The sequence below is a fragment of the Erwinia papayae genome, assembly GCF_058241465.1.
In genome coordinates this window covers 797771-823073 of sequence record NZ_JBZCHT010000009.1, presented here as the reverse complement: position 1 = coordinate 823073, position 25303 = coordinate 797771, and the positions used below count along the sequence as shown (strand labels likewise).

Below are 25303 nucleotides of genomic sequence, written 5' to 3'. Positions count from 1 at the left end.
ATCTCCGGTTTAATGCGATTTGATAATAAGAAATGATATTTCTATAACAACTATACCAAAAGCTGGCGTGATGTGAAGCAGAGATGAGAGGCGTAGGAACACAAAGTCGCTTGTTAATAAACACAAGAGCTCTGATTAACAGTCAGTGAAACAGGGCCAGTCTGAGCTGGCCCTGAATGACATGATTACTTCTTAGCAGACGACTTAGTGGTCACCTGCCATTTACCATCAACGTAAAATGCTGACCAGCCGGTTGCTTTCCCGTCTTTTTCGGTACTGACATATTGCTGTTTGGTTTTACGGCTGAAGCGTACCACCGATTTATTACCTTCATCGTCGGCTGCCGGAGCATCTGCCAGGTAGCGAAGTTTTTCAGGCAGTCGGTCGCTGAAGCGTTGCAGTTCCTCAACCAATGGTGCACGTGTTTCACGAGATTTCGGAAAAGTATTCGCCGCAAGAAACACACCGGCCGCCCCATCGCGTAAGACAAAATAGGCATCCGACTTTTCGCAGGCCAGCTCCGGAAGTGGCACAGGATCCTCTTTAGGTGGAGCGACATCGCCATTGCGCAGAATTTTACGGGTGTTTTTACACTCATCATTTGTGCAGGCCATGTACTTACCAAAACGCCCCATTTTCAGGTGCATTTCAGAGCCACACTTCTCGCATTCAACCACCGGTCCGTCATAACCTTTGATACGAAACTCGCCCTGCTCAATCTCATAGCCATCACAAGCCGGATTATTGCCACAGACGTGGAGTTTACGCTGGTTATCGATCAGATAGCTGTCCATTGCTGTGCCGCATTTATTACAACGGCGACGGGCACGGAGTGCATTAGTTTCTGCATCATCACCTTCCAGAACATTCAGTACTTCATTTTCCGGTATCAGGTTGATGGTCTGTTTACAGCGCTCTTTTGGCGGCAAAGCATAACCAGAGCATCCCAGGAAAACGCCGGTACTGGCCGTTCGAATCCCCATTTTGCGGCCACAGGTTGGGCAGTCAATCGAAGTCAGGATCATCTGATTCGGCTGCATCCCGCCCTCTTCCGGGTCCTTATCGGCCTTCTCCAACTGCTGACTGAAATCAGCAAAAAAAGTGTCGAGCACACTTTTCCATTTTGCCTCGTTATTGGCTACCTGATCGAGGCTGTTTTCCATATGAGCGGTAAAATCGTAATTCATCAATTCGCGGAAGTTCTCTTCCAGACGATCGGTGACGATTTCTCCCATTTTCTCAGCGTAGAAACGGCGGCTTTCAACCCGCACATAGCCACGGTCCTGGATTGTGGAGATGATAGAAGCATAAGTCGAAGGCCGGCCGATGCCGCGTTTTTCCAGCTCACGCACCAGAGAAGCTTCACTGAAACGCGCGGGTGGCTTGGTAAAGTGTTGGCTCGGCTTCAGTTGCAACAGTTTCAATTCTTCACCCACTTCGACCGGCGGCAAAGTGCGATCTTCATCACCTTTACGCAGCGCAGGCATCACTCTGGTCCAGCCGTCAAAACGTAAAGTACGACCCTTCGCTTTCAGCCTGAAATCACCGGCGGTCACCGTAAGCGTGGTCGAGTCATATTTCGCCGGCGTCATCTGACAGGCAACAAACTGTCGCCAGATCAACTGATAGAGTTTTTGCGCGTCCGCTTCCATATCTTTCAGCTGTTCAGACAGCACGCCAACATCAGAAGGCCTTATCGCTTCATGCGCTTCCTGGGAATTATCTTTGCTGACATAAGCGTTGGGCTCTTTTGGCAGATACTTTTCGCCAAATTCATTTTCAATGTAGCCACGCACCATGCCAAGGGCATCCTGACTGATATTAGTCGAGTCAGTACGCATATAAGTGATATGTCCGGCTTCATAAAGACGCTGAGCCATCATCATCGTCTTCTTAACACCGTAACCCAGTCGGGTACTTGCCGCCTGCTGCAACGTGGAGGTAATAAAAGGCGCCCCCGGTTTACTGCTGGTCGGTTTATCTTCACGATCCTCTACCAGATAACGGGCTTTCTCCAGCAGGCTGACCGCCGCCTGAGTCTGTTCCCCGTTAACCGGACGAAACGGCTTATCATGCTGGTGCGTCACTTCCATCGGCAAATCGCTGCCTTTAGGCGTGTTTAAATCAGCATGTAACTCCCAGTACTCTTCCGGAACGAAGGCCTTGATTTCGCGCTCGCGCTCAACCACCAGACGTACAGCCACCGACTGCACACGGCCCGCCGACAAGCCACGGGCGATTTTTTTCCACAGCAGCGGTGAAACCATGTATCCCACCACACGATCCATAAAGCGACGTGCCTGCTGTGCATTGACCCGATTAATATTCAGTTCGCCAGGCTTCTCAAACGCCTGGCGAATGGCATTTTTGGTAATCTCATTAAACACCACGCGACTGAAGCGTGAATCATCACCCCCGATCACTTCGCGCAGGTGCCATGCAATGGCCTCTCCTTCACGGTCAAGGTCGGTCGCGAGATAGATATGTGAGGCATTCTGTGCCAGTGATTTCAGCTCGGAAACCACTTTCTCTTTGCCCGGCAGAATCTGATAATTGGCATCCCATCCATGATAAGGATCAACGCCCATCCGGCTTACCAGCGCCGCTTTTTCGTCCTTCTTCACCTTTTTGGTGGTTTTACTGGTTGTAGAGTCAGCGCTCTTTTTAGCTGTTGAACCACTGGTCGGCAAATCCCGGATATGACCCACGCTGGATTTCACCACGTAGTCATTTCCAAGATATTTATTGATTGTTTTGGCTTTTGCCGGGGACTCAACTATTACGAGAGCTTTGCCCATATTTACCTTTACCTGATTAAAACATCCGTGAGTGAATGGTGTCGTTTACCGGGACAAATCCGCCGCGTTAGCGATATCGCTTTCAGGTTTTTCGTTTTCAACCCTGTCGCAATTTGCCGGGATAACCGCTGTCACTCGTGAACTTAACTTATTGATTAAATTAAACTTTTACAACACTCTTCGTGATGCACTCACTAAGCGTAAAGCCAGTTTTACGCCCGGAACCCGAAACGCCCACACTCTACCTGATAAAATCTGATACGCAACTTAATTAGCATCTGCCTGTGGTTTCTGCCAGAGAGCGGGATAAAAAGAGTGGTGAAAGGTAAGGTCGCGCAAACATTGTGCTTTTGTTTAGCGAGGTCTTAATATAGTGCCGGTTGTCATCGACTATAAAGGAGAGCTGGGATGAACCAGACCAACGTTATTGACAAAGTAACCCTGCTGCAAAAAGCCAACAAACTGGTTGCAGAACATGAACTCTATTTTGAAGGTCTGACTGCGACGGATGTGGAGCAGAAAGGTGACGTTCTGGTGTTTCGCGGCAACTACTATCTGGATGAGCACGGGCTTCCAGGTGAAAAAAGCACCGCTGTTTTTAACGTCTTCAAATATCTGGCAACGGAATTATCATCCCGTTACCAGCTGAAAAACTAAGCGCCTGCGCTTACCCCATAAAACCATTAAAGCAGTGGCTTTTCACCCCGCTGCCAGAAACGCAGTATCACACCTTCTGCACTGCTGGCTGCACTCTGAGTAAAACGGTCCATCAGTTTTCTGCGTCTGACATAACGCACGGCGATGACTTCGTGACCGTTCAGATGTTCAATGATCAAATCATCGCTGGTGCCGATAGCATCCACCAGCCCTTTTTCCAGGGCCTGCGTGCCGAACCAGTGTTCGCCGGTTGCCACGCTGTCGATATCTAACCCTGGGCGCATCTGGTGAACAAACTGTTTAAACAGCAGATGGGTTTCATTAAGATCTTCGCGAAATTTTTCACGCCCCTGCTCGGTATTCTCACCAAACAATGTCAGGGTGCGTTTGTACTCCCCTGCGGTATGCAGTTCTACATCAATTTCGTTACGCTTCAGAAGTCGGTTAAAGTTTGGGATCTGCGCGACCACGCCAATCGACCCGATAATGGAAAACGGTGCTGCTACGATACGATCGGCCACGCAGGCCATCATATAACCACCGCCACCGTCAGCCTAATCTTTTTGTCACGCAGACGCTGCAACTGCGAGGAAGCCAGACCATAACCATGCACAACACCGCCCGGGCTCTCCAGACGAAGCAGCACTTCATCTTCTGCTTTTGCCACCGCCAGCACCGCTGACACTTCTTCGCGAAGGGACGAAACCTCATGGGCATCCATGCTGCCGCGAAAATCGATGACAAACAAAGTGGGTTTCTGCTGGATGTGATTCATCCCCTGCTTTGCAGATTTCGCCTCCTGTTTTTGTTTTTTCTTTCGCTCTTTCTGCCACAGCTTTTTCTGTGGTTGTTTCATCTTAGCCAGCAGCATGTCATCTTTCATTTCCAGATAACGTTCACCCAGATGGGTCAGCTCAAGCTGACCGCTCTGTCCGCGCCTGCGCATAGCCAGATTGGCGATCACAATGGCAATCGCAATAACTGCCAGCACTATCGTCACTGTCTTTGCCAGAAACAGCCCATAATAAGAGAGTAGTTCCACTAATTCCGCCTTATTCACATCGTGTAAGCAAAACGGCTAGTTTAGCTGAGTCACTGGCAGAAGTCGCCCGATTCCTGTCAAATACCGTCTGCGTTAACAGTGCGATCACATTGAACTGACAGCCATTTTCAGGCATAACACTTTGTTCATCGCGGGCGACAAACATTGTCAGCCCGCGCCAGTCTGTTCACTGCTGAGGACAATCCTGTGCATTATCTTCCAAAAAGCGATTTGCTGACCGATCGCATCATTCTGGTAACCGGAGCCAGTGAGGGTATTGGCCGTGAAGCAGCACTGACCTGTGCACGTTATGGTGCAAAAGTTCTGCTGCTTGGGCGTAACCCAGAAAAACTACAGGGCGTTGTCGATGAGATTGCGGCACACAACCTGCCGGTAGCCCATAAATTTATTCTCGACCTGGAAACCGCTACGCCCGTAGATTGCCGGCAGCTGGCATCAGAGATGGCGCAACAGGTTTCACGGCTGGATGGCGTACTACATAATGCCGGGCTGCTGGGTGACATAGCCCCTGTTGAACAGCAGGACCCACAGGTCTGGCAGCGGGTGATGAGGGTAAATGTTGATGCTGCCTTTTTTCTGACGCAGGCATTGCTGCCGCTGATGCTCAAATCGGCCTCGGCATCGCTGGTTTTTACCACCTCAAGCGTTGGTCGTCAGGGACGTGCGGGATGGGGAGCTTATTCGGTTTCCAAGTTTGCGACTGAAGGCCTTATGCAGGTACTGGCGGATGAATACGACAGCCAGTCACTCCGCGTCAATTGCATCAATCCCGGCGGAACAAGGACTAAAATGCGTGCCAGTGCATTCCCCGGCGAAGATGCGGAAAAACTGAAAACACCGGCGGATATCATGCCGCTTTATCTTTATCTGATGGGTGATGACAGTAAAGGAAAAACCGGAATAAGTTTTGATGCCCAGCCGGGTCGTAAACCCGGAGCCGCATCATAATGGCTGAAAATCGCCACCAGCAACGTCAGCAGCGGTTAAAAGAAAAAGTCGATGCCCGGGTGGCCGCAGCCACTGAAACACGCGGCATCCTGATGATCTTTACCTGCAATGGCAAAGGTAAAACCACCGCTGCGTTTGGCACGGCTTTACGCGCATGCGGTCACAGAAAGCGGGTCGGGGTTGTTCAGTTTATTAAAGGCGAATGGCCGAATGGCGAGCGCAATGTGCTGGAACCTCTCGGCGTGGAATTTCAGGTTATGTCGACAGGGTTTACCTGGGATACGCAAAATAAAGAGACGGACACGGCCGCCTGCCTGACCGTCTGGCAACAGGCAAAACGAATGCTGGAAGATCCCGCGCTGGATTTGGTCGTGCTGGATGAACTGACGTATATGATTAACTTCAGTTACCTGCCGCTGACAGAGGTTATAGCCTCGCTGTCAGTGCGCCCGGTCGACCAGAACGTGATTATTACAGGTCGCGGCTGTCATCGGGAATTGCTTGAAATGGCCGATACCATAACCGAGATGCGGCCGGTCAAACACGCTTTCGATGCGGGTGTGCAGGCTCAGCAGGGGATTGACTGGTAAGATTGTTCTTTTGCTTCAGAAGAGAGGTGTTGTTGTCTCTTCTGAAGCTCGCAGCATTAGCGTTTGCCGGAATTGCTCACCTGCGAGTGACGTTTGACCGCTCGACGAATCTGGTTAGCCTTGGTGCGGCGACGATCTTTATCAACCGGCACTTTGCTGTTGGTTTCTGCTGGCAGACCGACCAGCTCGCGCAGGTAGTTGGTGGGGGTCAGATCCAGTTCCGTCCATCCCCCACGCGGCAATCCCTTTGGCAAATCGATGTCGCCATAGCGGGTGCGGATCAGTCGACTGACCTGAACACCGACCGACTCCCACAGACGGCGTACCTCGCGGTTGCGCCCCTCAGTCAGTGTCACGGTGTACCACTGGTTGATCCCTTCCCCACCGCTAAATTTCAACGTTTTAAAAGCCGCAGGACCATCTTCCAGTTGTACACCCCGGCTCAGCTGTTTGATTTTTTCATCATCAACCTGGCCAAACACCCGCACCGCGTATTCCCTTTCAACTTCCCGGCTGGGATGCATCAGGCGGTTTGCCAGTTCACCATCAGTGGTAAAGAGTAAAAGCCCGCAGGTGTTGACATCCAGTCGGCCAACTGCAATCCACCGCGCCCCGCGCAGTTTTGGCAGACGATCAAATACGGTAGGACGCCCTTCAGGATCATTACGGGTGCATAATTCGCCTTCAGGTTTGTAATAGGCCAGTACGCGGCAGATCTCTTCGGTTGACTCTGCGACGGAAACGAGATGACCGTCGATGCGGATTTTAAGTGCTTTACTGGATTCAACCCGATCGCCCAGCGTTGCCAGCTTGCCATCCACGCTGACGCGACCTGCTGAAATCATGGTTTCGATCTCGCGGCGGGAACCGTGCCCGGCACGAGCCAGGACTTTCTGTAATTTTTCGCTCATGGAATTACCTCGTTGTCGCCTTCCCAGGCGTCATGTTAAATATAAATTTCTTTTATTTTCAATTTCTTAAATTTGCGTAACATTATACAGACATTTCACCACAGTGTAACCTTCTAAGTTGCCGCCTGGACAATGTACCTTTCGCGCCCTGTCTGATGAAAAGATTGGCCATCTTCATGAAAGAAGATTATCCGGCGGGCCATTCAACTCACGACCATGACGTAATGGTATTACACAATTTTTTCGCTGATAAAACGGCAACGATCAGCTTAACAATCCAAACACTTTCGTTCAGGTCTTATTATTTAATCTCGCCATAAGCAGATATATTTGATACTACCATCCTGGCTTTAAATTTTATTGGTTTGAATATTTTCGATTCGGGAAAATGACTTAATTCAACTGTGTAACTTCAGGGTGAAATTGCAGCTAAGGAATAATCCTATTATCAATCGGTTAGATTTCGTGTAAACCGTTTAACATAGCTAATGAATGGTTTCAGCTCATCAACCTGAATCCTCCCTGAAACAACAGAGTGTCGGAAATTTATGAAGATTGCGATTAGTGGCACAGGATATCCGGAGCAGAGAAACATTATTGTTGATCCGCAAAATGACTACGTTAATTGCAAAAAGAAAAACATCTATTCTTATATCAATGTGATACGCAGTAAACTTCTTAAGAAAAACAAAACCTTTATGTTCCAGTGCTTACCGGGCACCCTGCCTGCTGGTACTCAGGTTATTCATCTTTTTAATGAGGTTGCCCGCACCTCGCATCCGTGGGTGGCTACTTTTGAGACAGAAATCCCCAGAGTACTGCCTGTCGCGGGTGTGGCTAAGTCAGAGAACCCTGAACTGCATCACCTGCTCGGGCTGGCTGCAGATAAATCCTGCATCCGTTTGATTGCCATATCTCAGAGTCCACCCTTCAGATTCAGAACAAACTGTTACAGGCTTTTCCGGCCTGGCAAAAAGTAATCAGCGAGAAGTTATGTGTGTTGCATCCGCCACAACCGGTACTGGCCGGTCATGCACGCCAGGTGCAGAGCGGCAAGGTGAATTTCACTTTTGTGGGCAATGAGTTTTATCGTAAGGGCGGAGCGGAAGTGGTTCTGGCATTCTCGGCTCTGGCAGATGAGGGATTAATTAACAGCGATGACGTGCAGGTAAATCTGATTGGTGATTTATCCCGCCAACACAACGTTGCCCATCGAGGCTGGCAGGACACAGCAGATTTTCACCGGCATATTGAAAGTCAGCTGGCAAAACTCCCTTTTTCAGACACCACAGCAGTCTGCCAAATGCGCAAGTGATGACGTTGCTGGCTGAGAGTGATGTCGGGTTATTACCCACCTGGCAGGACACCTATGGCTTTTCAGTGCTTGAAATGCAGGCCAGCGGTTGTCCGGTTATCACCACCAATCTGCGCGCGCTACCAGAAATAAATCCGCACGCCGCCGGATGGCTGATTAACTGCCCACTGAACGATATGTATGAATTTGATGTTAACAGTGCGAGCGCTAAAGAAGAGTTAAGGAAATCCATCGTCGGGCAGTTCAAGGCACATATTCTTTCCGCCCTGCATAACCGTGGTGACATCAGCGAGAAATCTGCCCGTTCGCTGGCAAGGATAAAAGATGAACACGATCCGACCCGATTCAAACAGCAACTGAATAATATCTATTCATCTGCCCGATAACTGCCCCTGATGGTTTAGCGCCACAGCAGGCGGCAGTTTTACATTAAAATTAGTCAGCCATAAGGAACACCACGCCTTATGGCTGGGTGTTTCCCTTCTGCGTTTATCACAGAAAAGGTTGAACATCTCCGACACCTTCCCTGACTACAACTGGCGCGTCTTCGGTCAGATCAATCACCGTAGTCGGTTGCTGGCCCAGATAGCCACCATGAATAATCAGGTCCACCAGCTTTCCAATGCTGTCCTGGATGGCCTCCGGATCGGATTCGGTGAAATCATTGCCGGGTAGCATCAGGGAGGTCGAAATCAGCGGTTCGTTCAGTGCTTCAAGCAACGCCAGCGCGATCTGGTTTGAAGGTACGCGCAGGCCAATGGTTTTTCTCTTCTCACTCATCAGCCGCCGGGGCACTTCTTTGGTGGCTTTCAGAATAAACGTGTAATTCCCGGGCGTATTATTTTTGATCAGCCGGAAGGCACTGTTATCGACGTGAGCATAGGTAGACAGTTCCGAGAGATCGCGACACATCAATGTAAAGTTGTGGTCACCATCCAACTGCCTGATGCGGCAGATGCGCTCCATGGCATTTTTATCTTCCAGCCGACAGCCAAGCGCATAACCGGAGTCGGTCGGATAGACAATCACTGCGCCTTTTGTCAGCAGTTCCACCGCCTGTTTAATCAGGCGAGGCTGGGGATTTTCCGGGTGAACATAAAAAAACTGACTCATAAAAACCTCTTGTTTGCCGCATCACCGACGGTTCAACGTTTCGCGATGTCGGGAAAACGCTGCCAGACGGCCTCAACACCGCCCGGCAACCATAATTTTTTTCCCAGCTCTATCCACGCACAAGGTTGATGGAAATCAGAACCCTGTGACGCAGCCAGCTGGAAGTCAAGGGCGTAGCGCGCCAGCTGGCTTCGTTCCTGGGGGGCCTGCTGGCACTGCGCCACTTCCATCGCATCGCCTCCGGCTTCACAGAAGCAGGTCAGCAGACGCTTTAACCATTTGGCCGACAATCCGTACCGCCCCGGATGCGCCAGGACGGCGCAGCCGCCAGAATGATGAATCGCATCAACAGCTTGTTTAATTGTACACCACTGGGGTGGCACGTAGCCGGTTTTCCCTCTGGCAAGATATTTTCTGAAAACCTGCGCCATATTCTCCGCCTGACCCTGCGCAATCAGAAAACGGGCGAAGTGACCGCGGGTTACCGCCCCGCCCTCTGCCAGCGCCAGTGCCCCCTCCAGCGCACCGGGAATATGAGCTTTCTCGAGACGTTCCGCCATCAGCGTTGCACGGGACAGACGTCGTTCACTCTGCTCACGCAGAAATACCGTCATCGCCGGGTGGCACTCATCAATACCCAGCCCGACAATGTGAATCTCATGATTTTCCCACAGAGAAGAGATTTCCACGCCAGCTATCAGCTTTAGCGGGAGTTGATGGTGGGCAACAGCCTCACGCGCTGGTTGAATACCGGCAATGGTGTCATGATCGGTGATCGCCAGCACCCCAACACGATGCTCAACGGCTCTCAGCACCAGCTCCTGCGGCGAGAGTAATCCGTCAGAAGCCTTTGTATGGCTGTGGAGATCGTATACAGGCCAGGGATTATCGGTCATTACATCGCTCACAACGACTCCGGATTAAGTGGATTGTACAGCCGCGCATGATACGCAGATTTAATGACGGGGAAAAAGAGTATTGACTTTTTTTCCCTGAACCAGTTAACTAGTACGCAAGTTCACACGCAGGGGTATCTGGATCATGACAATCACCAATACAACGATGACAGGCTGGTGGCGTACTTTTCCCTGAACGGGCGAAGGATGGATGCACGCAACCAGCGAAATGCAGATACCCGGCCCGCACCAGCGGGCTTTTTTTTTAGCAAATTTCAGAGAGTGTCCTGATGCAAAATGCCAAACCTGTAATGAAACTGATCACCGGTAATGCGCCTTACCGCGCCGATCCGGCCGCTGTTTTTCATCAGCTGTGTGCTGCACGTCCGGCTACACTGCTGCTGGAGTCAGCCGATATAGACAGCAAACGTAATCTCAAAAGCCTGCTGATTGTCGACAGCGCGCTGCGAATTAAGGCATTGGGCAACCAGGTTACCGTGCAGGCTCTGTCAGAAAACGGCCGTGCCGTACTGACGCAGCTGACCGCCGCGCTGCCGTCAGCGGTGACCATCAGCTTAAGACCTGACAGCCTTGAGCTGACGTTTCCGGCAGACAGCGAAGTGCAGGATGAGGATTCACGGCTTAAGTCGACCTCGGTGTTTGATGCTCTGCGCCTGATCCCTCAGCTTTTCAGCTGCCCGGAAGACGAGCGGGAAGCGATGCTGTTGGGCGGCCTGTTTGCTTATGATCTGGTGGCTGGCTTCGAAAATCTCCCCGCGCTGGATAATCAGCAGAACTGCCCGGACTATTGCTTCTATCTGGCAGAAACGCTGCTGGTTATCGACCATCAAACCCGGACGGCACGCTTACAGGCCAGCCTGTTTACCTCAGTACCTGCGGAGTTTTTACGCCTGCAAAGTCGTATTGAACAACTGCATACCCAGATGCTGCAACCCGCACATCCTCTGCCGGTTCAGCAGGTTGAAACCATGACGCTGGCATGCAACCAGAGTGATGAAGAGTACTGCAACATCGTCTCTCAGTTGCAGCAACAGATCCGCGCCGGAGAAATTTTTCAGGTTGTGCCGTCTCGTCGCTTCTCGCTCCCCTGTCCCTCTCCGCTGGCCGCCTACGAGACGCTGAAAAACGCTAATCCCAGTCCGTACATGTTCTTTATGCAGGATCAGGATTTCAGCCTGTTTGGCGCTTCACCAGAAAGCTCACTGAAATACGATGCCGCCTCACGGCAAATTGAGATCTACCCGATTGCCGGTACTCGTCCGCGCGGACGCCATGCTGATGGCTCTCTGGACCACGATCTCGACAGCCGTATTGAACTGGAAATGCGAACGGATCATAAAGAGCTGGCAGAACATCTGATGCTGGTTGACCTGGCCCGTAATGATCTGGCACGCATCTGTAAACCAGGCACCCGATACGTAGCGGATCTGACCAAAGTTGACCGTTATTCCTTTGTTATGCATCTGGTGTCCCGGGTGGTAGGCCAGCTGCGCGACGATCTCGACGTGCTCCATGCCTACCGGGCCTGCATGAATATGGGCACGCTCAGCGGTGCACCGAAGGTTCGCGCCATGCAGCTGATTGCCACCGCAGAGGGCAGCCGACGCGGCAGCTACGGCGGTGCCGTCGGTTACTTCACCGCCAGCGGCGATCTCGACACCTGCATCGTTATCCGTTCGGCTTATGTTGAGGACGGCATTGCCACCGTTCAGGCGGGTGCCGGTGTGGTTCTGGATTCTGTGCCCCAGGCGGAAGCGGATGAAAGCCGTAATAAAGCCAGGGCAGTGCTGCGCGCGATTGCCACGGCTCATCATTGTAAGGAGATTTTCTGATGGCGGATATTCTGCTGCTCGACAACATCGATTCGTTTACCTGGAACCTCGTCGACCAGTTACGCGCCTCGGGCCACAACGTGGTGATATACCGTAACAATGTCCCGGCGGAGGTACTGACTGAACGCCTTCAGGCGATGGAAAACCCGGTGCTGATGCTGTCTCCCGGACCGGGTGCGCCCTCTGAGGCAGGCTGTATGCCTGAACTACTGGCCCGCCTGCGCGGACGTCTGCCGATTATTGGTATCTGCCTCGGCCATCAGGCGATTGTGGAAGCTTACGGCGGCTATGTCGGCCAGGCCGGGGAAATCCTGCACGGTAAAGCCTCTGCCATTGAACATGACGGTGAAGGCATGTTCGCCGGGCTGAGCAATCCGTTGCCGGTGGCACGCTATCACTCGCTGGTTGGCAGTAAGGTTCCTGCCGGGCTGACGGTGAACGCCACCTTTAACGGCATGGTTATGGCCGTTCGTCATGATGCCGATCGTGTCTGTGGATTCCAGTTTCACCCGGAATCGATCCTCACTACCCACGGCGCTCGGCTGCTGGAACAGACGCTGGCCTGGGCGCTGGCGGGATAATAAGGAGATAACGATGAACAGCATTCTTGAAAAGCTTTACCAGGGACAAACATTGTCCCGTAATGAAAGTCAGCAACTTTTTTCCGCCATCGTTACCGGGCAACTGGAGCCAACCCAGCTGGCAGCCGCACTGATCGCCATGAAGGTACGCAGTGAGCATCCGGAAGAAATCGCCGGTGCCGCCACAGCCCTGCTGGCCGATGCTCAACCGTTTCCACGCCCCGATTACAGCTTTGCGGATATCGTCGGTACGGGTGGTGACGGCAGCAACAGCATTAACATCTCGACGGCCAGTGCCTTTGTTGCGGCAAGCTGTGGGCTGAAAGTGGCAAAACACGGTAACCGCAGCGTCTCCAGCAAATCGGGCTCATCCGACCTGCTGGCAGCCTTTGGCATCCGCCTGGATTTACCCGCAGAGCAGGCGCGTCAGGCGCTGGACGATCTCAACGTCTGCTTCCTGTTCGCTCCGCAGTATCACACCGGTTTTCGTCATGCCATGCCGGTGCGTAAAGCACTGAAAACCCGCACGCTGTTTAATGTGCTGGGACCACTGATTAACCCTGCCCGTCCGCCGCTGGCGGTGATTGGCGTCTACAGTCCGGAACTGGTATTGCCTGTGGCGCAGACGCTGAAGATCCTGGGTTACCAGCGTGCGGCGGTGGTTCACGGCGGCGGTATGGATGAGGTGGCGTTGCACAGTGCCACCCATGTGGCAGAACTGCGCGACGGTGAGATCACCAGCTATCAGTTGACGCCAGAAGATTTTGGCCTGCACAGCTATCCGCAGCAGGCGCTGGAGGGCGGTACGCCAGAAGAAAACCGTGACATTCTGGCACGATTGCTCCAGGGTAAAGGCGATCGCGCACACGAAGAAGCCGTCGCCGCCAATGTTGCGCTGTTGCTGAAAATTTTCGGCAACGAAGATCTGCGGCAAAATGCCCAACGGGCGCTGGATGCCATTCGTGGCGGCGACGCCTGGCAACGTGTTGTCGCACTGGCAGCAAGAGGATAATCATGCAGGAAACCGTACTGACTCAAATTGTTCAGGATAAAGCCGTCTGGCTGGCAGAAAGACAGCAGCAACAGCCGCTGGCGACCTTTCAGAACGAGATTACACCGTCCACCCGCAGTTTTTACGATGCGTTGCGCGGTGCCCGTACCGTCTTTATCCTGGAGTGCAAAAAGGCGTCACCCTCGAAAGGGTTAATCCGCGAGGATTTCGATCCGGCAGTCATCGCCGGTGTTTACCGGCACTATGCGTCGGCTGTTTCCGTGCTGACCGATGAAAAATATTTTCAGGGAAACTTCGATTTCCTGCCGGTGGTCAGCGCGGCCATCACTCAGCCGGTGCTGTGTAAAGACTTTATTATCGATCCGTACCAGATCTACCTGGCGCGCTACCACCAGGCTGATGCCATCCTGCTGATGCTTTCAGTGGTGACGGATGAGCAGTATCGCCAGCTTTCTGCGGTCGCGCACAGCCTCAATATGGGTGTGCTGACCGAAGTCATCAACGATGACGAGCTGGCGCGCGCCACAGCGCTGGGGGCGAAAGTCGTTGGGATTAACAATCGCGACCTGCGCGATCTGTCAATCGATCTGAACCGAACCCGCCAGCTGGCACCGAAAGTGGCACATGGGGTCACTGTCATCAGCGAATCCGGCATCAACAGCTACGCGCAGGTCCGTGAGCTGAGCCATTTTGCCAACGGTTTTCTGATTGGTTCTGCACTGATGGCGGAAGACGATCTTACTGCGGCTGTTCGCCGGGTGATCATCGGTGACAACAAAGTATGTGGACTGACCCGTGCGGAAGATGCCCGTAGCGCATTTGAATCGGGTGCTATCTATGGTGGTCTGATTTTTGCCGAAGGTTCTCCGCGCCAGATTACTCAGGATAAAGCCACAGAGGTGATGGCCGGTGCCGCATTAAAGTATGTTGGCGTGTTCCGCAATAACGCCATGAGTGACGTTGTCACTACTGCCACTGCCCTGCAACTCAGTGCGGTACAGCTGCACGGTGATGAAGACCAGCAATGGGTGACGCAGTTACGCAGTCAGCTGCCAGCGGAAATCCAGATCTGGAAAGCTTTCAGCATCGGCGATACGCTGCCCGCCCGCGACTGGCAGGACGTGGACCGCTATGTTTTCGACAACGGTCAGGGTGGCAGCGGCAGGCGTTTTGACTGGAGCCTGTTGCAGGGACAATCGCTGGAGAATGTCCTGCTGGCCGGAGGTCTGGGTGCGGATAACTGCGTTGAGGCGGCTCAACTCGGTTGTGCTGGACTGGATTTCAATTCCGGCGTGGAAAGCGCGCCAGAAATCAAAGATGCCATGAAAATTGCCTCAGTTTTTCAAACGCTGAAGGCGTACTGACCTTTCAGAGCGGCTGCTCTGCTTAGTGAAAAGAGAAGCGATATGACCTTACTCAATCCCTATTTTGGTGAATTTGGTGGCATGTATGTGCCACAAATCCTGATGCCCGCCCTGCGTCAGCTGGAAGAGGCTTTCGTCAGCGCCCAGCGCGACCCGGAATTTCAGGCCGAATTTAACGACCTGCTGAAAAACTACGCTGGTCGCCCCACCGCGCTCACCCTGTGTCAGAATCTGACCAAAGGCACCAGAACCCGTCTGTATCTGAAACGTGAAGATCTGCTGCACGGTGGCGCGCATAAAACCAACCAGGTGCTGGGACAGGCTTTGCTGGCTAAGCGGATGGGGAAAAACGAAATCATCGCGGAGACGGGGGCCGGTCAGCATGGCGTGGCTTCCGCGCTCGCCAGTGCCCTGCTGGGGCTTAAGTGCCGCATTTATATGGGCGCGAAAGATATTGAACGCCAGTCTCCCAACGTGTTCAGAATGAAACTGATGGGCGCTGAAGTCATCCCGGTACACAGCGGCTCCTCAACGCTGAAGGATGCCTGTAATGAGGCGCTGCGCGACTGGTCCGGCAGTTATGAAACCGCGCACTATATGCTGGGAACAGCGGCCGGCCCCCATCCGTTTCCAACCATCGTCCGTGAGTTTCAGCGAATGATTGGTGAAGAAACCAAAGCACAGATACAGGAAAAAGAGGGACGTCTTCCGGACGCGGTGATCGCCTGTGTCGGTGGTGGCTCTAATGCTATCGGCATGTTTGCAGACTTTATCGATGAGCCTGCGGTTGGCCTGATCGGCGTTGAGCCTGCCGGACACGGTATCGAAACCGGCGAACATGGCGCACCACTGAAACATGGTCGGGTGGGTATCTATTTTGGTATGAAAGCCCCCATGATGCAGACTGAGGACGGACAGATTGAGGAATCTTACTCGATTTCTGCCGGGCTGGATTTCCCGTCTGTCGGACCACAACACGCTTATCTTAACAGCACCGGCCGGGCTGACTATGTTTCGGTTACCGATGACGAAGCGCTGGATGCATTCAAGCTTCTTTGCCGTAGCGAAGGAATTATTCCTGCGCTGGAGTCTTCCCATGCGCTGGCCCACGCGTTGCGGATGATGCGTGAAGCGCCGGAAAAAGAGCAGCTGCTGGTGGTGAACCTCTCCGGACGGGGCGATAAAGATATCTTCACCGTCCACGATATTCTGAAAGCGAAGGGAGAAATCTGATGGAGCGTTATGACCAGATGTTTAAACGGCTCAGCGCCAGTAAAGAAGGTGCCTTTGTGCCTTTCGTTACGCTGGGCGATCCGACACCGGAGCTTTCACTAAAAATTATTGATGCGCTGGTTGCGGCGGGTGCCGATGCACTGGAGTTGGGTATCCCGTTCTCTGATCCACTTGCCGATGGCCCCACAATTCAGAACGCCACCCTGCGGGCCTTTGCCGCAGGCGTGACACCGTCACAATGTTTTGAGCTGCTGGCTGCCGTACGTCAGAAATATCCGCAGATCCCCATCGGCCTGTTGATGTACGCCAATCTGGTTTTTTCCAATGGGATTGATAACTTTTATGCCCGTTGCGAACAGGCGGGAGTGGATTCGGTACTGGTTGCGGATGTGCCGGTTGAAGAGTCAGCGCCCTTTCGTCAGGCCGCAATGCGCCACAATATCGCGCCGATTTTTATCTGCCCGCCTAATGCAGATGACAATCTGTTGCGTGAAATAGCCTCGCATGGCCGTGGTTACACCTACCTGCTCTCGCGGGCAGGCGTCACCGGCGCGGAAAAACGCGGTGAAAGCCATTCGCTGCAACATCTGGTCAACCGGCTGCAAGAATTCAATGCCGCCCCACCGGTACAGGGATTTGGTATCTCTGAACCCGAACAGGTGAAACAGGCCCTCGCAGCAGGGGCAGCCGGAGCCATTTCCGGCTCTGCTATTGTGAAAATTATTGAAAAACATCATGGTAACCCGCCAGTGTTACTGGCCGAGCTGAAGACATTTGTCAGCAGTCTGAAAGCCGCCACCCGCTGATGCGTTCGGGTGCCTCGTCTTTTAAGGTAAGGCACTCTTTTTCAGCCATTTTTACGGCCTGAATATTGCGTATTCTTCCCCCGAGGCTAAGCTTCTTTTACAGAGCAAATCTGTAATCACGGCGAAGGCCAATTCAATGGGCAGGGAGAAAAACCATGAAGTTAATGAAAATTCTGACAAGTCTGGTTGTTGCAGCAGTGGTGGCGCTGTCTGTCAGCGCCTGTGCGCCGACAAAAACGCAGGAAGGAACCGGTGGTTATCTTGATGACACCGTTATCACCACCAAAGTTAAAGCGGAACTGCTGAAAGATGACTCGCTGAAATCCACCGAAATTAATGTCGAAACCTTCAAGGGGCGCGTCCAGCTTAGCGGATTTGTCAGCTCCCCGCAGATGGCTAATCGCGCCGTTTATCTCACCCGTAACGTGAAGGGCGTGACATCGGTCACTAATAAAATGCAAATCAAGTAACAACCGATTACTGCAAAAAGGCGCATCCCTGCGCCTTTTTTATTCTGCCCCTGAGCTCCCCCACACGGTGTCCCGGGAACCTTTTCCTGAGCGAAACCACTTAACGTCACAGTGCAGATATTGCAGGCGGTCTGCCACAGGATGCCGCAGAGCGATTTTCAGCCGGTGCACAATACCCGTTACCTGAACGTTGATATTGGATTTCACTCATACCGGAACAGCCATGACCAGATTTCTTACGTCCCAAAAACTTTACGACGATTTGCATCACACCGATACCAGCAATACCGGTATCCATGCGGTGAATTCGCCTGACGGCATCACCCTTACGTTATATGTAAACGGCCCGTCGCTGACCTTTCTGGCTGAAATCGTTCCGTTGCAGGCCACTCCCCGGGATGATTTGCTGCTGCGCAAGATGCTGACTTATGCATTTCCTGGGCTGCGGCTACGTGGCGGCGCGTTGACCATCAATCCTGATGAAAAAACGCTGGTGTACTGCTATGAGCAGGCACTGAACACCTTGAGTAAAACGCAGTTTGAAAGCCTGCTGGCTAATTTTTCCAGCACCGCGCTTGAACTGCGTCAGGCTGCCGAACGGTTAAAATTCAGTTGAGGGATAAGATTAGTGGTAAATGAAATTAATGCGGCCGGTAAAATCGCCCGGTCAACTGCCGTCAGCAATGAGGCTCCGTCGCCGATGAGCATGGATGCCGCACGCGGACAACAGGCGCAACCTCCGCTGGACTCACCATCCGGATTACGTCTGCGGGCCACCACTTCAGCCGCAGCAGCCCCTGCTGAACAGGCGGTAGAAAACCCGCCTGCTGCTGATGCCCGACGAACCGCGCCCACCTCCGTGAACCCGATCACGCTGTCTGCCAAACTGATGACTGGTGCCCTCGCGCTGTTAGCGGGCCACCGGATAGCCAGTTACCCCGGCGACTTTGCCAGAGATCCCGGCGGCACCATATGGGCGGCAATCAATCTGGCTCAGCGCGCCACGCCAGCTCATTTGCAGACGGGCAACCAGTCCGTTCTTAATCATTACGGTAGGTATATTCCGGATAACAGCCCCTGCTTTAATGCCAGAGCAGAGATAGCACATGACCTTCCCGCCAACGTGCAGGGACGCTGGTCACCGGGTAAATCACTGGTCCAGCTGGATAATAATATTGCTATGGAAACGCCCCCAGCTGACGTCGCGGCGCATGAGTTTGTTCACTGCTATACCCATCCTGAATTTCGCGATCGCAACAATAAAAACCCTTCGTGGCAGGCAATGAATGAGGGCATGACCACCCATCTGACCGAAAAAATACCCAGCACCGGTAAATTCTGGCATTTCGGGAAAGATGCCTATCACGGTTTCAAACTGCCCTCCGGTCGTTCCTGGCCGCAGGCGGCACAGGACGTTGAAAAGAAAGTGGGTGAAGATACGCTGCTGCGCGCCTTTTTCAGCGGTGACGATGACGCCATCAGAAAAGTTTCCACCGCCGCAGCGCAGGTTTATCCTCAGGCTGCTTCGCAGCAGACCGAGTCACAAATCTGGCTGGCCGGACAGCTGCGCGGCGCTCAGCATCTGGCAGAATGCTACGCCGGGGCGTTGCTGGTTGCGGGACAGTCGTTGCCGGAAAGCTGGACGCGGAACATGCTGCCGGTATTCAGTTACAACGAAATCACTCACCATCAGGCCAGTCAGATAAAACAGCAGGCGCTGGAGAGCAAACAACGCATGGGTGATGTGTTTGATGCTGCATTTTTCGCCGCCGACCTTAAAACGCAGAAAACCGCACTCGGAATGTTGCGTGAAGATTTGCTGATACACTGGAAACCGGTGCTTTCATAAAAGCCATAAACGGCCTGCGGGCCTCTGTTCTGTCGGACTGCACGCTTTCCCGGCGTCATGCATAAAAAGGTCCGACAGAACAGTATGTTGTGGTATGTGAACTTTTGGATCTCAGGAGTTAATAAAATCCGCTTGCAGAAATAAAAGCGCCAGATTATGTTGCTGATCCTGATCAATGTGATTTTGGTTCGAAGCCTCGGGAGGGCGGGCAATCAGATGAGCGACACTCTCAATCCCTGTGTAAGTTGTGGTGCCTGTTGCGCGCATTTTCGCGTTTCCTTCTACTGGTCAGAAGCCGATGATAGTGGCGGAATTGTCCCGGCCAGTCTCACTGAACCCCTGAATCTGTTTATGCGCAACATGCGCGGGACCAACAGCCGTTCGCCACGTTGCGTTGCGCTGGAAGGCGAAATCGGCGGTTGCGTCTCCTGCAACATTTATCAACATCGGCCCACCCCCTGCCGTGAATTTTCGCAGTCTGGCGAAAATGGCGAACATAATGAAGCCTGCGACAGGGCGAGAGCACGTTATGGTCTGCCGCCGCTGGGGATGCAGATGGTGCCTTTGTAACAGAAAGTTATGTAAGTCAGGGTGCCAGGTTGCCGCGAGAGCATGTACAATCCCCGGATCGCTAATTTCAGCTTTTCAAGGAGAGTACATGTCTTTCACGGCGGGTTCGTTATACCGTGACACCGGGAATTTTTTCCGCCATCAGCTGATTACCATTGTGCTGATTTCACTGCTGACTTCTTTTATCACCGTACTGATTGGCCATGCGCTGACGCCCGGTGCCGACCAGCTCTCTGTGCTGACCGATGGTCAAAACGGCTCAACCAGCTTGCTGGAGATGGTGCAGAATATGTCCCCCGATCAGCAGCGTATTTTGTTACGGGCTTCGGCAGCGGGCACTTTTGCTTCGCTGGTGGGGAATACCCTGCTGCTGGGCGCAATGCTGAGTCTGATCCCTCTGGTATCGGCCGGGCAGCGGGTCAGTGCGCTACGTGCCATCGGTACCTCTGCTCCATTGTTGCCACGGCTGCTGTTGCTGGTATTTCTGATGACACTGGTGGTTCAGATTGGCTTTATGGTGTTGGTGGTGCCGGGTGTGATCCTGAGTATTGTGCTGGCACTTTCCCCGGTGATCCTCTCTACCGAAAAAACCGGTATTTTTCGGGCGATGCGCATCAGTATCAACCTGGTCTGGCGTCAAATGAAGGTAGTCGCGCCCGCCGTGGCGGTCTGGTTACTGGCTAAAGTCGCGGTGCTGTTGCTGGCATCCTCTCTGACCGTGCTTCCTGCGAATGTCGCCTCCGTGCTGCTCAACGCCGTGAGTAACCTTATTTCGGCCATACTGATTATTTATCTTTATCGCCTCTATATGCTGTTACGTTAATCTGCCGTTGCGTGTCGCCCTGCGGCACGCTGTGCTAACGTAACGTTTTGCATCCGTCTGAAATCTGGAAGCCTTTATGAAGCAGCTATTCGATTTTCTTCCGCTAGTGGTTTTTTTTATTTTCTACAAGTTATATGACATCTATGTCGCTTCCGGCGCGCTGATAGTAGCAACCGCTCTGGCGCTGGTCGCCAGCTGGGTGATGTACCGCAAAGTGGAAAAAATGACCATTTTCACTTTTGTGCTGGTTGCCGTTTTTGGCACCCTGACGCTGGTTTTCCACAATGATGAATTTATCAAATGGAAAGTGACGGTGATCTATTCGCTGTTTGCGCTGGCCCTGCTGTTCAGTCAGTTCTGGATGAAGCAGCCGCTGATCCAGAGCATGCTGGGTAAAGAGCTGAAACTGCCTGATTTTGCCTGGCGTAAGCTGAATATCGCCTGGGCCGCTTTTTTCCTTGCCTGCGGTCTGGCTAATATCTACGTCGCGTTTTGGTTATCTCAGGCGTTCTGGGTTAACTTTAAAGTATTCGGTCTGACCGGTCTTACACTGCTCTTTACTCTTATCTGCGGCCTCTATATTTATCGTCTGATGCCACAAGAAGAAAAATAATCTTTCGCGCCCGGCAGCAGTCGGGCCACCTTCTCCCTTTACTCTCCGGAAGCAAGATCATGAATGATGTTAATAACCGACTCCCTCAGGGAGAGATGGTGCTGCGCACCCTGGCGATGCCTGCGGATACCAATGCCAATGGCGATATTTTTGGTGGCTGGCTAATGTCGCAGATGGATATGGGCGGCGCTATCCTGGCAAAAGAAATTGCCGGTGGCCGGGTGGTGACGGTACGCGCTGACGGGATGACATTTCTGAAACCTGTTGCCGTGGGTGACGTGGTCAGTTGTCACGCCCGCTGTATCCGCACCGGCAGCAGCTCCATCACCATCAATATTGAGGTATGGATTAAAAAAGTGTCATCGGAACCTATCGGCCAGCGTTACTGCACGACAGAGGCAGTGTTTATCTACGTCGCGGTGGATGATGAAGGAAAACCCCGCCCGCTGCCTGCGGACAAAAGCCATTTTGAGGCTGATGGACAGAACTGAAGCGGCAGATCGTCAGGCCGCGGTGCCCTGCACTGCCCTTAAAATCGCCCATTGCAATTGCTGAAGCACAATGGGTAATTTTTCTCTCCCTGACGATCGGGGGCCATAGCGCATTTTTTAAATGGACAGGTTAACGCCCTCTGCCCGGATTATTTACCGCAATCTGAGCAGGAGCAACAGGCGCTGTTCAGCTATCAGCCGCAACGCTGGCAGCAAAGGGACTATTCAATATTCGATCCGCCTTTCAGTTTAAACACGATGTTCATGGTTAAGTCCTTTCCAGGCTTACCGGCCTGGTAACGCCATTTCTTCATCGCCTGACGCACTTCACGTTCAAAAAGATTGCGCGGCTCGGCGGAGAGAATGCGAATGTTAACCACCTGCCCCGTACCGTCGACATCGAATTGCACCCGCACACGCCCTTCCATGCGCAAAGCCCAGGCACGGCTCGGATATTCAGGCTTACCCACGCTGATGGCTTCAGGGCCGGTTGAAACCGCAGTGGACGGCGCTGGCGACGTTCTGGGTGCGGTGGAAGGTTTGGTCGCCGTTGCCGGTTTGTCATTGTTAAAGGGCGATGCCCGTTGAGGTTCAGTGCGGGGCTTCACCTCTTTTTTCGGCTTCACCACCTCTTTTTTTACCGGTTTGGGCTTTGGCTTCGGTTTGGGTTCCGGTTTTGGCAAAGGCACGGGGACAGGCACTGGCGGCTCTGGTTCCGCAACAGGCTGTGGCTCAACGGGCTCAGGTTCAGGCTGTGCGACGGGTTCGGGCTGTGGCGCAGCCTGGGGTTCTGGCTGCACTTCGGGTGCGACCATTGAAACACTGATCGGCTGAGATGCTTTCGGCACCTGTACGGCCTGATGAAATGAAGCATAAAGTATTGCCCCGATTACCGCCGCGTGCAATCCGACGGAGAAAAGCACAGGCAGGGAAATTCGGCGGGGTAAAGAGTCTTCGGTCAGCGTGGTCATAATCTGTCTGCAAAAAATAGTGAAGCGTCAGTTTAAATGCAAATAGCAATCAGTTTCAACAACACAGCCGTCCGGCCCGCGTTATTTAACGTCAAAGGCCCGGACAGGATCTGCTTTACTGCCGACCTTATCTTTCGTTTGCAGAAAAACAGACGATCACTTAACGTGAGGGCCAAATCTTATCGACCGGACAGGAGTTGTATCGTGCTCTATGTAATCTACGCAGAAGATAATAGTGATTCTCTGGAAAAACGCACCGCGGTGCGCCCTGCTCATCTCGCGCGCCTTCAGTTGCTGCGGGATGAAGGTCGGCTGATTATCGCCGGGCCGATGCCTGCGGTGGACAGTAATGATCCAGGCGCAGCAGGTTTTAGCGGCTCAACAATCATTGCCGAATTTTCCTCTCTGGAAGCTGCCCAGTCCTGGGCGCAGGATGATCCCTACATCGCGGCGGGCGTCTATAAGCAGGTTACCGTCCGGCCATTTCGGCGGGTGTTTTAGCCGTCTCTTTTCCCTGTGTCTGACCGGCACAGGGATATCTCACGCCAGATCAGAACGTCTGATTGATAAAAAGCACGGACCGCCGCTGCTGCTGACTCAGCTGATGACGAATAGCATGCATACGACCATATCGTCTGGACTGCCCTTCGAGCCAGCGCGCCCGACGGCGCTGGATCTGACGCGACATACGCCAGCGCGCCACTTCATTACGGCTTCTTCTCATGCCAACTCCACAGCCTGAAAAACTCGCCGCCGAGTGTACCCCCTCCTCTCTGCTTATCCGGTCCGATGACTTCCTTGCGGAAAAGGTTTCGTCAATGCAGATCTGCACGTAAACTCATACTATTCAAGGGTGAACGGAACGTCCGCTGATATGTCGACTTTTTATACTCTGCTCAGTTGGCTGCTGATATTTGGTTACTGGTTGCTGATTGCGGGGGTGACGCTACGCATTCTGATGAAACGCCGCGCCGTGCCCTCTGCCATGGCCTGGCTGTTGATCATCTATATTCTGCCGCTGGTCGGAATTATCGCCTATCTTTCGTTTGGCGAACTTCATCTGGGAAAGCGACGCGCCGAGCGCGCCCGTACCATGTGGCCTTCTACCGCCCGCTGGTTGAATGAACTGAAATCCTGCCATCAGATTTTCGCTCACGATAACAGCGATGTTGCCCGTTCACTGTTTCAGTTGTGTGAAAATCGTCAGGGCGTGGCGGGCGTCAAGGGAAACCAGCTACAACTGCTTACCTCCACCGATGATACCCTGCACGCGTTGATCCGTGACATCCAACTGGCGCGCCACAATATCGAAATGGTGTTTTACATCTGGCAACCGGGTGGGTTGGCGGACGAAGTCGCTGAATCGCTGATGGCCGCCTCCCGTCGCGGTGTTCACTGCCGCCTGATGCTCGACTCCGCTGGTAGCGTACAGTTTTTTCGTAGCCCCTGGGTAACGATGATGCGTAATGCCGGTATCGACGTGGTTGAGTCGCTCAAAGTCAGCCTGCTGCGTGTGTTTCTGCGTAGGATGGACTTGCGTCAACACCGTAAGGTCGTACTGATTGATAACTATATCGCGTATACCGGCAGCATGAACCTGGTCGACCCACGTTTCTTTAAGCAGGATGCGGGCGTAGGCCAGTGGATAGATTTGATGGCGAGAATGGAGGGGCCGGTCGCCACCACCATGGGGATTATTTATTCCTGTGACTGGGAAATAGAAACGGGCAAACGCATTTTGCCCCCACCGCCTGATGGCAACATCATGCCGTTTGAACAGGAGAGCGGCCACACTATTCAGGTTATCGCCTCAGGGCCGGGGTTCCCGGACGACCTGATTCACCAGGCCCTGCTGACCGCCGTCTACTCTGCCCGTCAGCAGTTGATTATGACCACACCTTATTTTGTTCCCAGCGATGATTTACTGCATGCCATTTGTACTGCCGCGCATCGGGGGGTGGACGTCAGTATTATCGTGCCCCGTCGCAATGACTCCGTGTTGGTTGGCTGGGCCAGTCGGGCCTTTTTTGCTGAGCTACTGGAAGCAGGCGTCAAAATTTATCAGTTTGAAGACGGGTTACTGCATACCAAAAGCGTTCTGGTTGATGGACAGCTGAGTCTGGTTGGCACCGTTAACCTCGATATGCGCAGCCTGTGGCTCAATTTTGAAATCACCCTGGTCATCGACGATGACGGTTTCGGGGGCGATCTGGCCCGTGTTCAGGACGACTACATCGCCCGCTCACGGCTGGTGGATGCTAAACGTTGGGCGCGACGTGCTTACTGGCAACGGATTGTTGAACGCCTGTTTTACTTCTTCAGTCCTTTGCTGTAAAACGAGCGGGATTGCACAGCGCCTGCGGGCCTTATGGGAAA

Annotated in this window: 21 protein-coding genes, 4 pseudogenes and 1 other annotated feature; of the genes and pseudogenes, 18 read left to right on the top strand and 7 right to left on the bottom strand. The window is 53.0% G+C overall.

What is annotated here, in order from left to right; genetic code table 11:
- Window positions 1–185: 185 nt before the first annotated feature.
- A complete protein-coding gene (gene topA, locus AC3RPL_RS08600) occupies window positions 186–2798 on the bottom strand; it encodes a type I DNA topoisomerase (RefSeq protein ID WP_490739663.1) in 2613 nt (870 codons plus the stop codon).
- Window positions 2799–3206: 408 nt separating this feature from the next.
- Here topA and AC3RPL_RS08595 point away from each other — a divergent pair, with 408 nt between their 5' ends.
- A complete protein-coding gene (locus tag AC3RPL_RS08595) occupies window positions 3207–3455 on the top strand; it encodes a DUF2498 family protein (RefSeq protein ID WP_490739662.1) in 249 nt (82 codons plus the stop codon).
- A gap of 26 nt (window positions 3456–3481) precedes the next feature.
- Here AC3RPL_RS08595 and sohB read toward each other — a convergent pair.
- Window positions 3482–4497, bottom strand: a pseudogene (gene sohB / locus AC3RPL_RS08590) (protease SohB).
- Window positions 4498–4704: 207 nt separating this feature from the next.
- Here sohB and AC3RPL_RS08585 point away from each other — a divergent pair.
- A complete protein-coding gene (locus AC3RPL_RS08585; RefSeq protein WP_490739661.1) occupies window positions 4705–5466 on the top strand; it encodes a YciK family oxidoreductase in 762 nt (253 codons plus the stop codon).
- On the top strand, window positions 5466–6056 hold the full coding sequence (gene cobO, locus AC3RPL_RS08580) for a cob(I)yrinic acid a,c-diamide adenosyltransferase (protein ID WP_490739660.1): 591 nt from the start codon (window positions 5466–5468) through the stop codon (window positions 6054–6056). The genes AC3RPL_RS08585 and cobO overlap by 1 nt, the downstream gene beginning before the upstream one ends.
- 56 nt (window positions 6057–6112) lie before the next feature.
- Here cobO and rluB read toward each other — a convergent pair whose 3' ends face one another.
- On the bottom strand, window positions 6113–6967 hold the full coding sequence (gene rluB, locus AC3RPL_RS08575) for a 23S rRNA pseudouridine(2605) synthase RluB (protein ID WP_490739659.1): 855 nt from the start codon (window positions 6965–6967) through the stop codon (window positions 6113–6115).
- Window positions 6968–7515: 548 nt separating this feature from the next.
- On the opposite strand from rluB, the pseudogene AC3RPL_RS08570 reads away from it, so the two are divergent.
- Window positions 7516–8668, top strand: a pseudogene (locus AC3RPL_RS08570) (glycosyltransferase).
- Window positions 8669–8774: 106 nt separating this feature from the next.
- Here AC3RPL_RS08570 and AC3RPL_RS08565 read toward each other — a convergent pair.
- Window positions 8775–9395 (bottom strand): L-threonylcarbamoyladenylate synthase, encoded by a 621-nt coding sequence (locus AC3RPL_RS08565; RefSeq protein WP_490739658.1) that lies wholly within the window; start codon window positions 9393–9395, stop codon window positions 8775–8777.
- Window positions 9396–9427: 32 nt separating this feature from the next.
- Window positions 9428–10291 (bottom strand): RNase RNM, encoded by an 864-nt coding sequence (gene rnm, locus AC3RPL_RS08560; RefSeq protein WP_490740657.1) that lies wholly within the window; start codon window positions 10289–10291, stop codon window positions 9428–9430.
- A 169-nt stretch (window positions 10292–10460) separates the two neighbouring features.
- Window positions 10461–10557, top strand: a sequence feature (Trp leader region).
- Between the two features lie 24 nt (window positions 10558–10581).
- Here rnm and AC3RPL_RS08555 point away from each other — a divergent pair.
- From AC3RPL_RS08555 to yciA, 12 genes and pseudogenes are all read left to right on the top strand, one after another.
- Window positions 10582–12144: an anthranilate synthase component 1 gene (locus tag AC3RPL_RS08555; RefSeq protein ID WP_490739657.1), complete on the top strand. Its 1563-nt coding sequence runs from the start codon at window positions 10582–10584 to the stop codon at window positions 12142–12144.
- A pseudogene (trpD, locus tag AC3RPL_RS08550) lies at window positions 12144–13737 on the top strand (bifunctional anthranilate synthase glutamate amidotransferase component TrpG/anthranilate phosphoribosyltransferase TrpD). Before AC3RPL_RS08555 ends, trpD begins: the two are co-directional and overlap by 1 nt.
- Before the next feature lie 2 nt (window positions 13738–13739).
- The gene (gene trpCF, locus AC3RPL_RS08545; RefSeq protein ID WP_490739656.1) at window positions 13740–15101 is read left to right on the top strand and encodes a bifunctional indole-3-glycerol-phosphate synthase TrpC/phosphoribosylanthranilate isomerase TrpF; all 1362 of its coding nucleotides are present in this window, start codon (window positions 13740–13742) and stop codon (window positions 15099–15101) included.
- A gap of 42 nt (window positions 15102–15143) precedes the next feature.
- Window positions 15144–16334, top strand: a complete 1191-nt coding sequence (trpB, locus tag AC3RPL_RS08540) for a tryptophan synthase subunit beta (RefSeq protein ID WP_490739655.1) — start codon at window positions 15144–15146, stop codon at window positions 16332–16334.
- Complete coding sequence (gene trpA / locus AC3RPL_RS08535; protein WP_490739654.1) at window positions 16334–17140, top strand: tryptophan synthase subunit alpha; 807 nt, start codon at window positions 16334–16336, stop codon at window positions 17138–17140. Before trpB ends, trpA begins: the two co-directional genes overlap by 1 nt.
- A 155-nt stretch (window positions 17141–17295) precedes the next feature.
- Window positions 17296–17610: a BON domain-containing protein gene (locus AC3RPL_RS08530; protein WP_034940938.1), complete on the top strand. Its 315-nt coding sequence runs from the start codon at window positions 17296–17298 to the stop codon at window positions 17608–17610.
- A gap of 223 nt (window positions 17611–17833) precedes the next feature.
- Window positions 17834–18226, top strand: coding sequence for a CesT family type III secretion system chaperone (locus AC3RPL_RS08525; RefSeq protein ID WP_152542855.1), 393 nt, complete (start codon window positions 17834–17836; stop codon window positions 18224–18226).
- Window positions 18227–18238: 12 nt separating this feature from the next.
- Window positions 18239–19459, top strand: a complete 1221-nt coding sequence (locus tag AC3RPL_RS08520; protein WP_490739653.1) for a type III effector — start codon at window positions 18239–18241, stop codon at window positions 19457–19459.
- A 216-nt stretch (window positions 19460–19675) separates the two neighbouring features.
- A pseudogene (locus AC3RPL_RS08515) lies at window positions 19676–20094 on the top strand (YkgJ family cysteine cluster protein).
- 23 nt (window positions 20095–20117) lie between these two features.
- Entirely contained in the window at window positions 20118–20852 is a 735-nt protein-coding gene (locus tag AC3RPL_RS08510; RefSeq protein WP_490739652.1) for a YciC family protein, read from the top strand.
- Window positions 20853–20928: 76 nt separating this feature from the next.
- A complete protein-coding gene (locus tag AC3RPL_RS08505; RefSeq protein ID WP_490739651.1) occupies window positions 20929–21465 on the top strand; it encodes a septation protein A in 537 nt (178 codons plus the stop codon).
- Between the two features lie 59 nt (window positions 21466–21524).
- Complete coding sequence (gene yciA, locus AC3RPL_RS08500; protein WP_034940955.1) at window positions 21525–21956, top strand: acyl-CoA thioester hydrolase YciA; 432 nt, start codon at window positions 21525–21527, stop codon at window positions 21954–21956.
- Between the two features lie 221 nt (window positions 21957–22177).
- Here the strand turns inward: yciA and tonB are convergent, their stop codons facing one another.
- The gene (gene tonB, locus AC3RPL_RS08495; protein WP_490739650.1) at window positions 22178–22927 is read right to left on the bottom strand and encodes a TonB system transport protein TonB; all 750 of its coding nucleotides are present in this window, start codon (window positions 22925–22927) and stop codon (window positions 22178–22180) included.
- A 204-nt stretch (window positions 22928–23131) separates the two neighbouring features.
- Between tonB and AC3RPL_RS08490 the strand changes: the two genes are divergently transcribed.
- The gene (locus AC3RPL_RS08490) at window positions 23132–23428 is read left to right on the top strand and encodes a YciI family protein (RefSeq protein WP_034940957.1); all 297 of its coding nucleotides are present in this window, start codon (window positions 23132–23134) and stop codon (window positions 23426–23428) included.
- A 49-nt stretch (window positions 23429–23477) separates the two neighbouring features.
- Here AC3RPL_RS08490 and AC3RPL_RS08485 read toward each other — a convergent pair whose 3' ends face one another.
- Window positions 23478–23651, bottom strand: a complete 174-nt coding sequence (locus AC3RPL_RS08485; protein ID WP_152542859.1) for a YciY family protein — start codon at window positions 23649–23651, stop codon at window positions 23478–23480.
- A gap of 150 nt (window positions 23652–23801) precedes the next feature.
- Between AC3RPL_RS08485 and cls the strand changes: the two genes are divergently transcribed.
- Complete coding sequence (gene cls, locus AC3RPL_RS08480; protein WP_367167204.1) at window positions 23802–25262, top strand: cardiolipin synthase; 1461 nt, start codon at window positions 23802–23804, stop codon at window positions 25260–25262.
- Window positions 25263–25303: the final 41 nt, after the last annotated feature.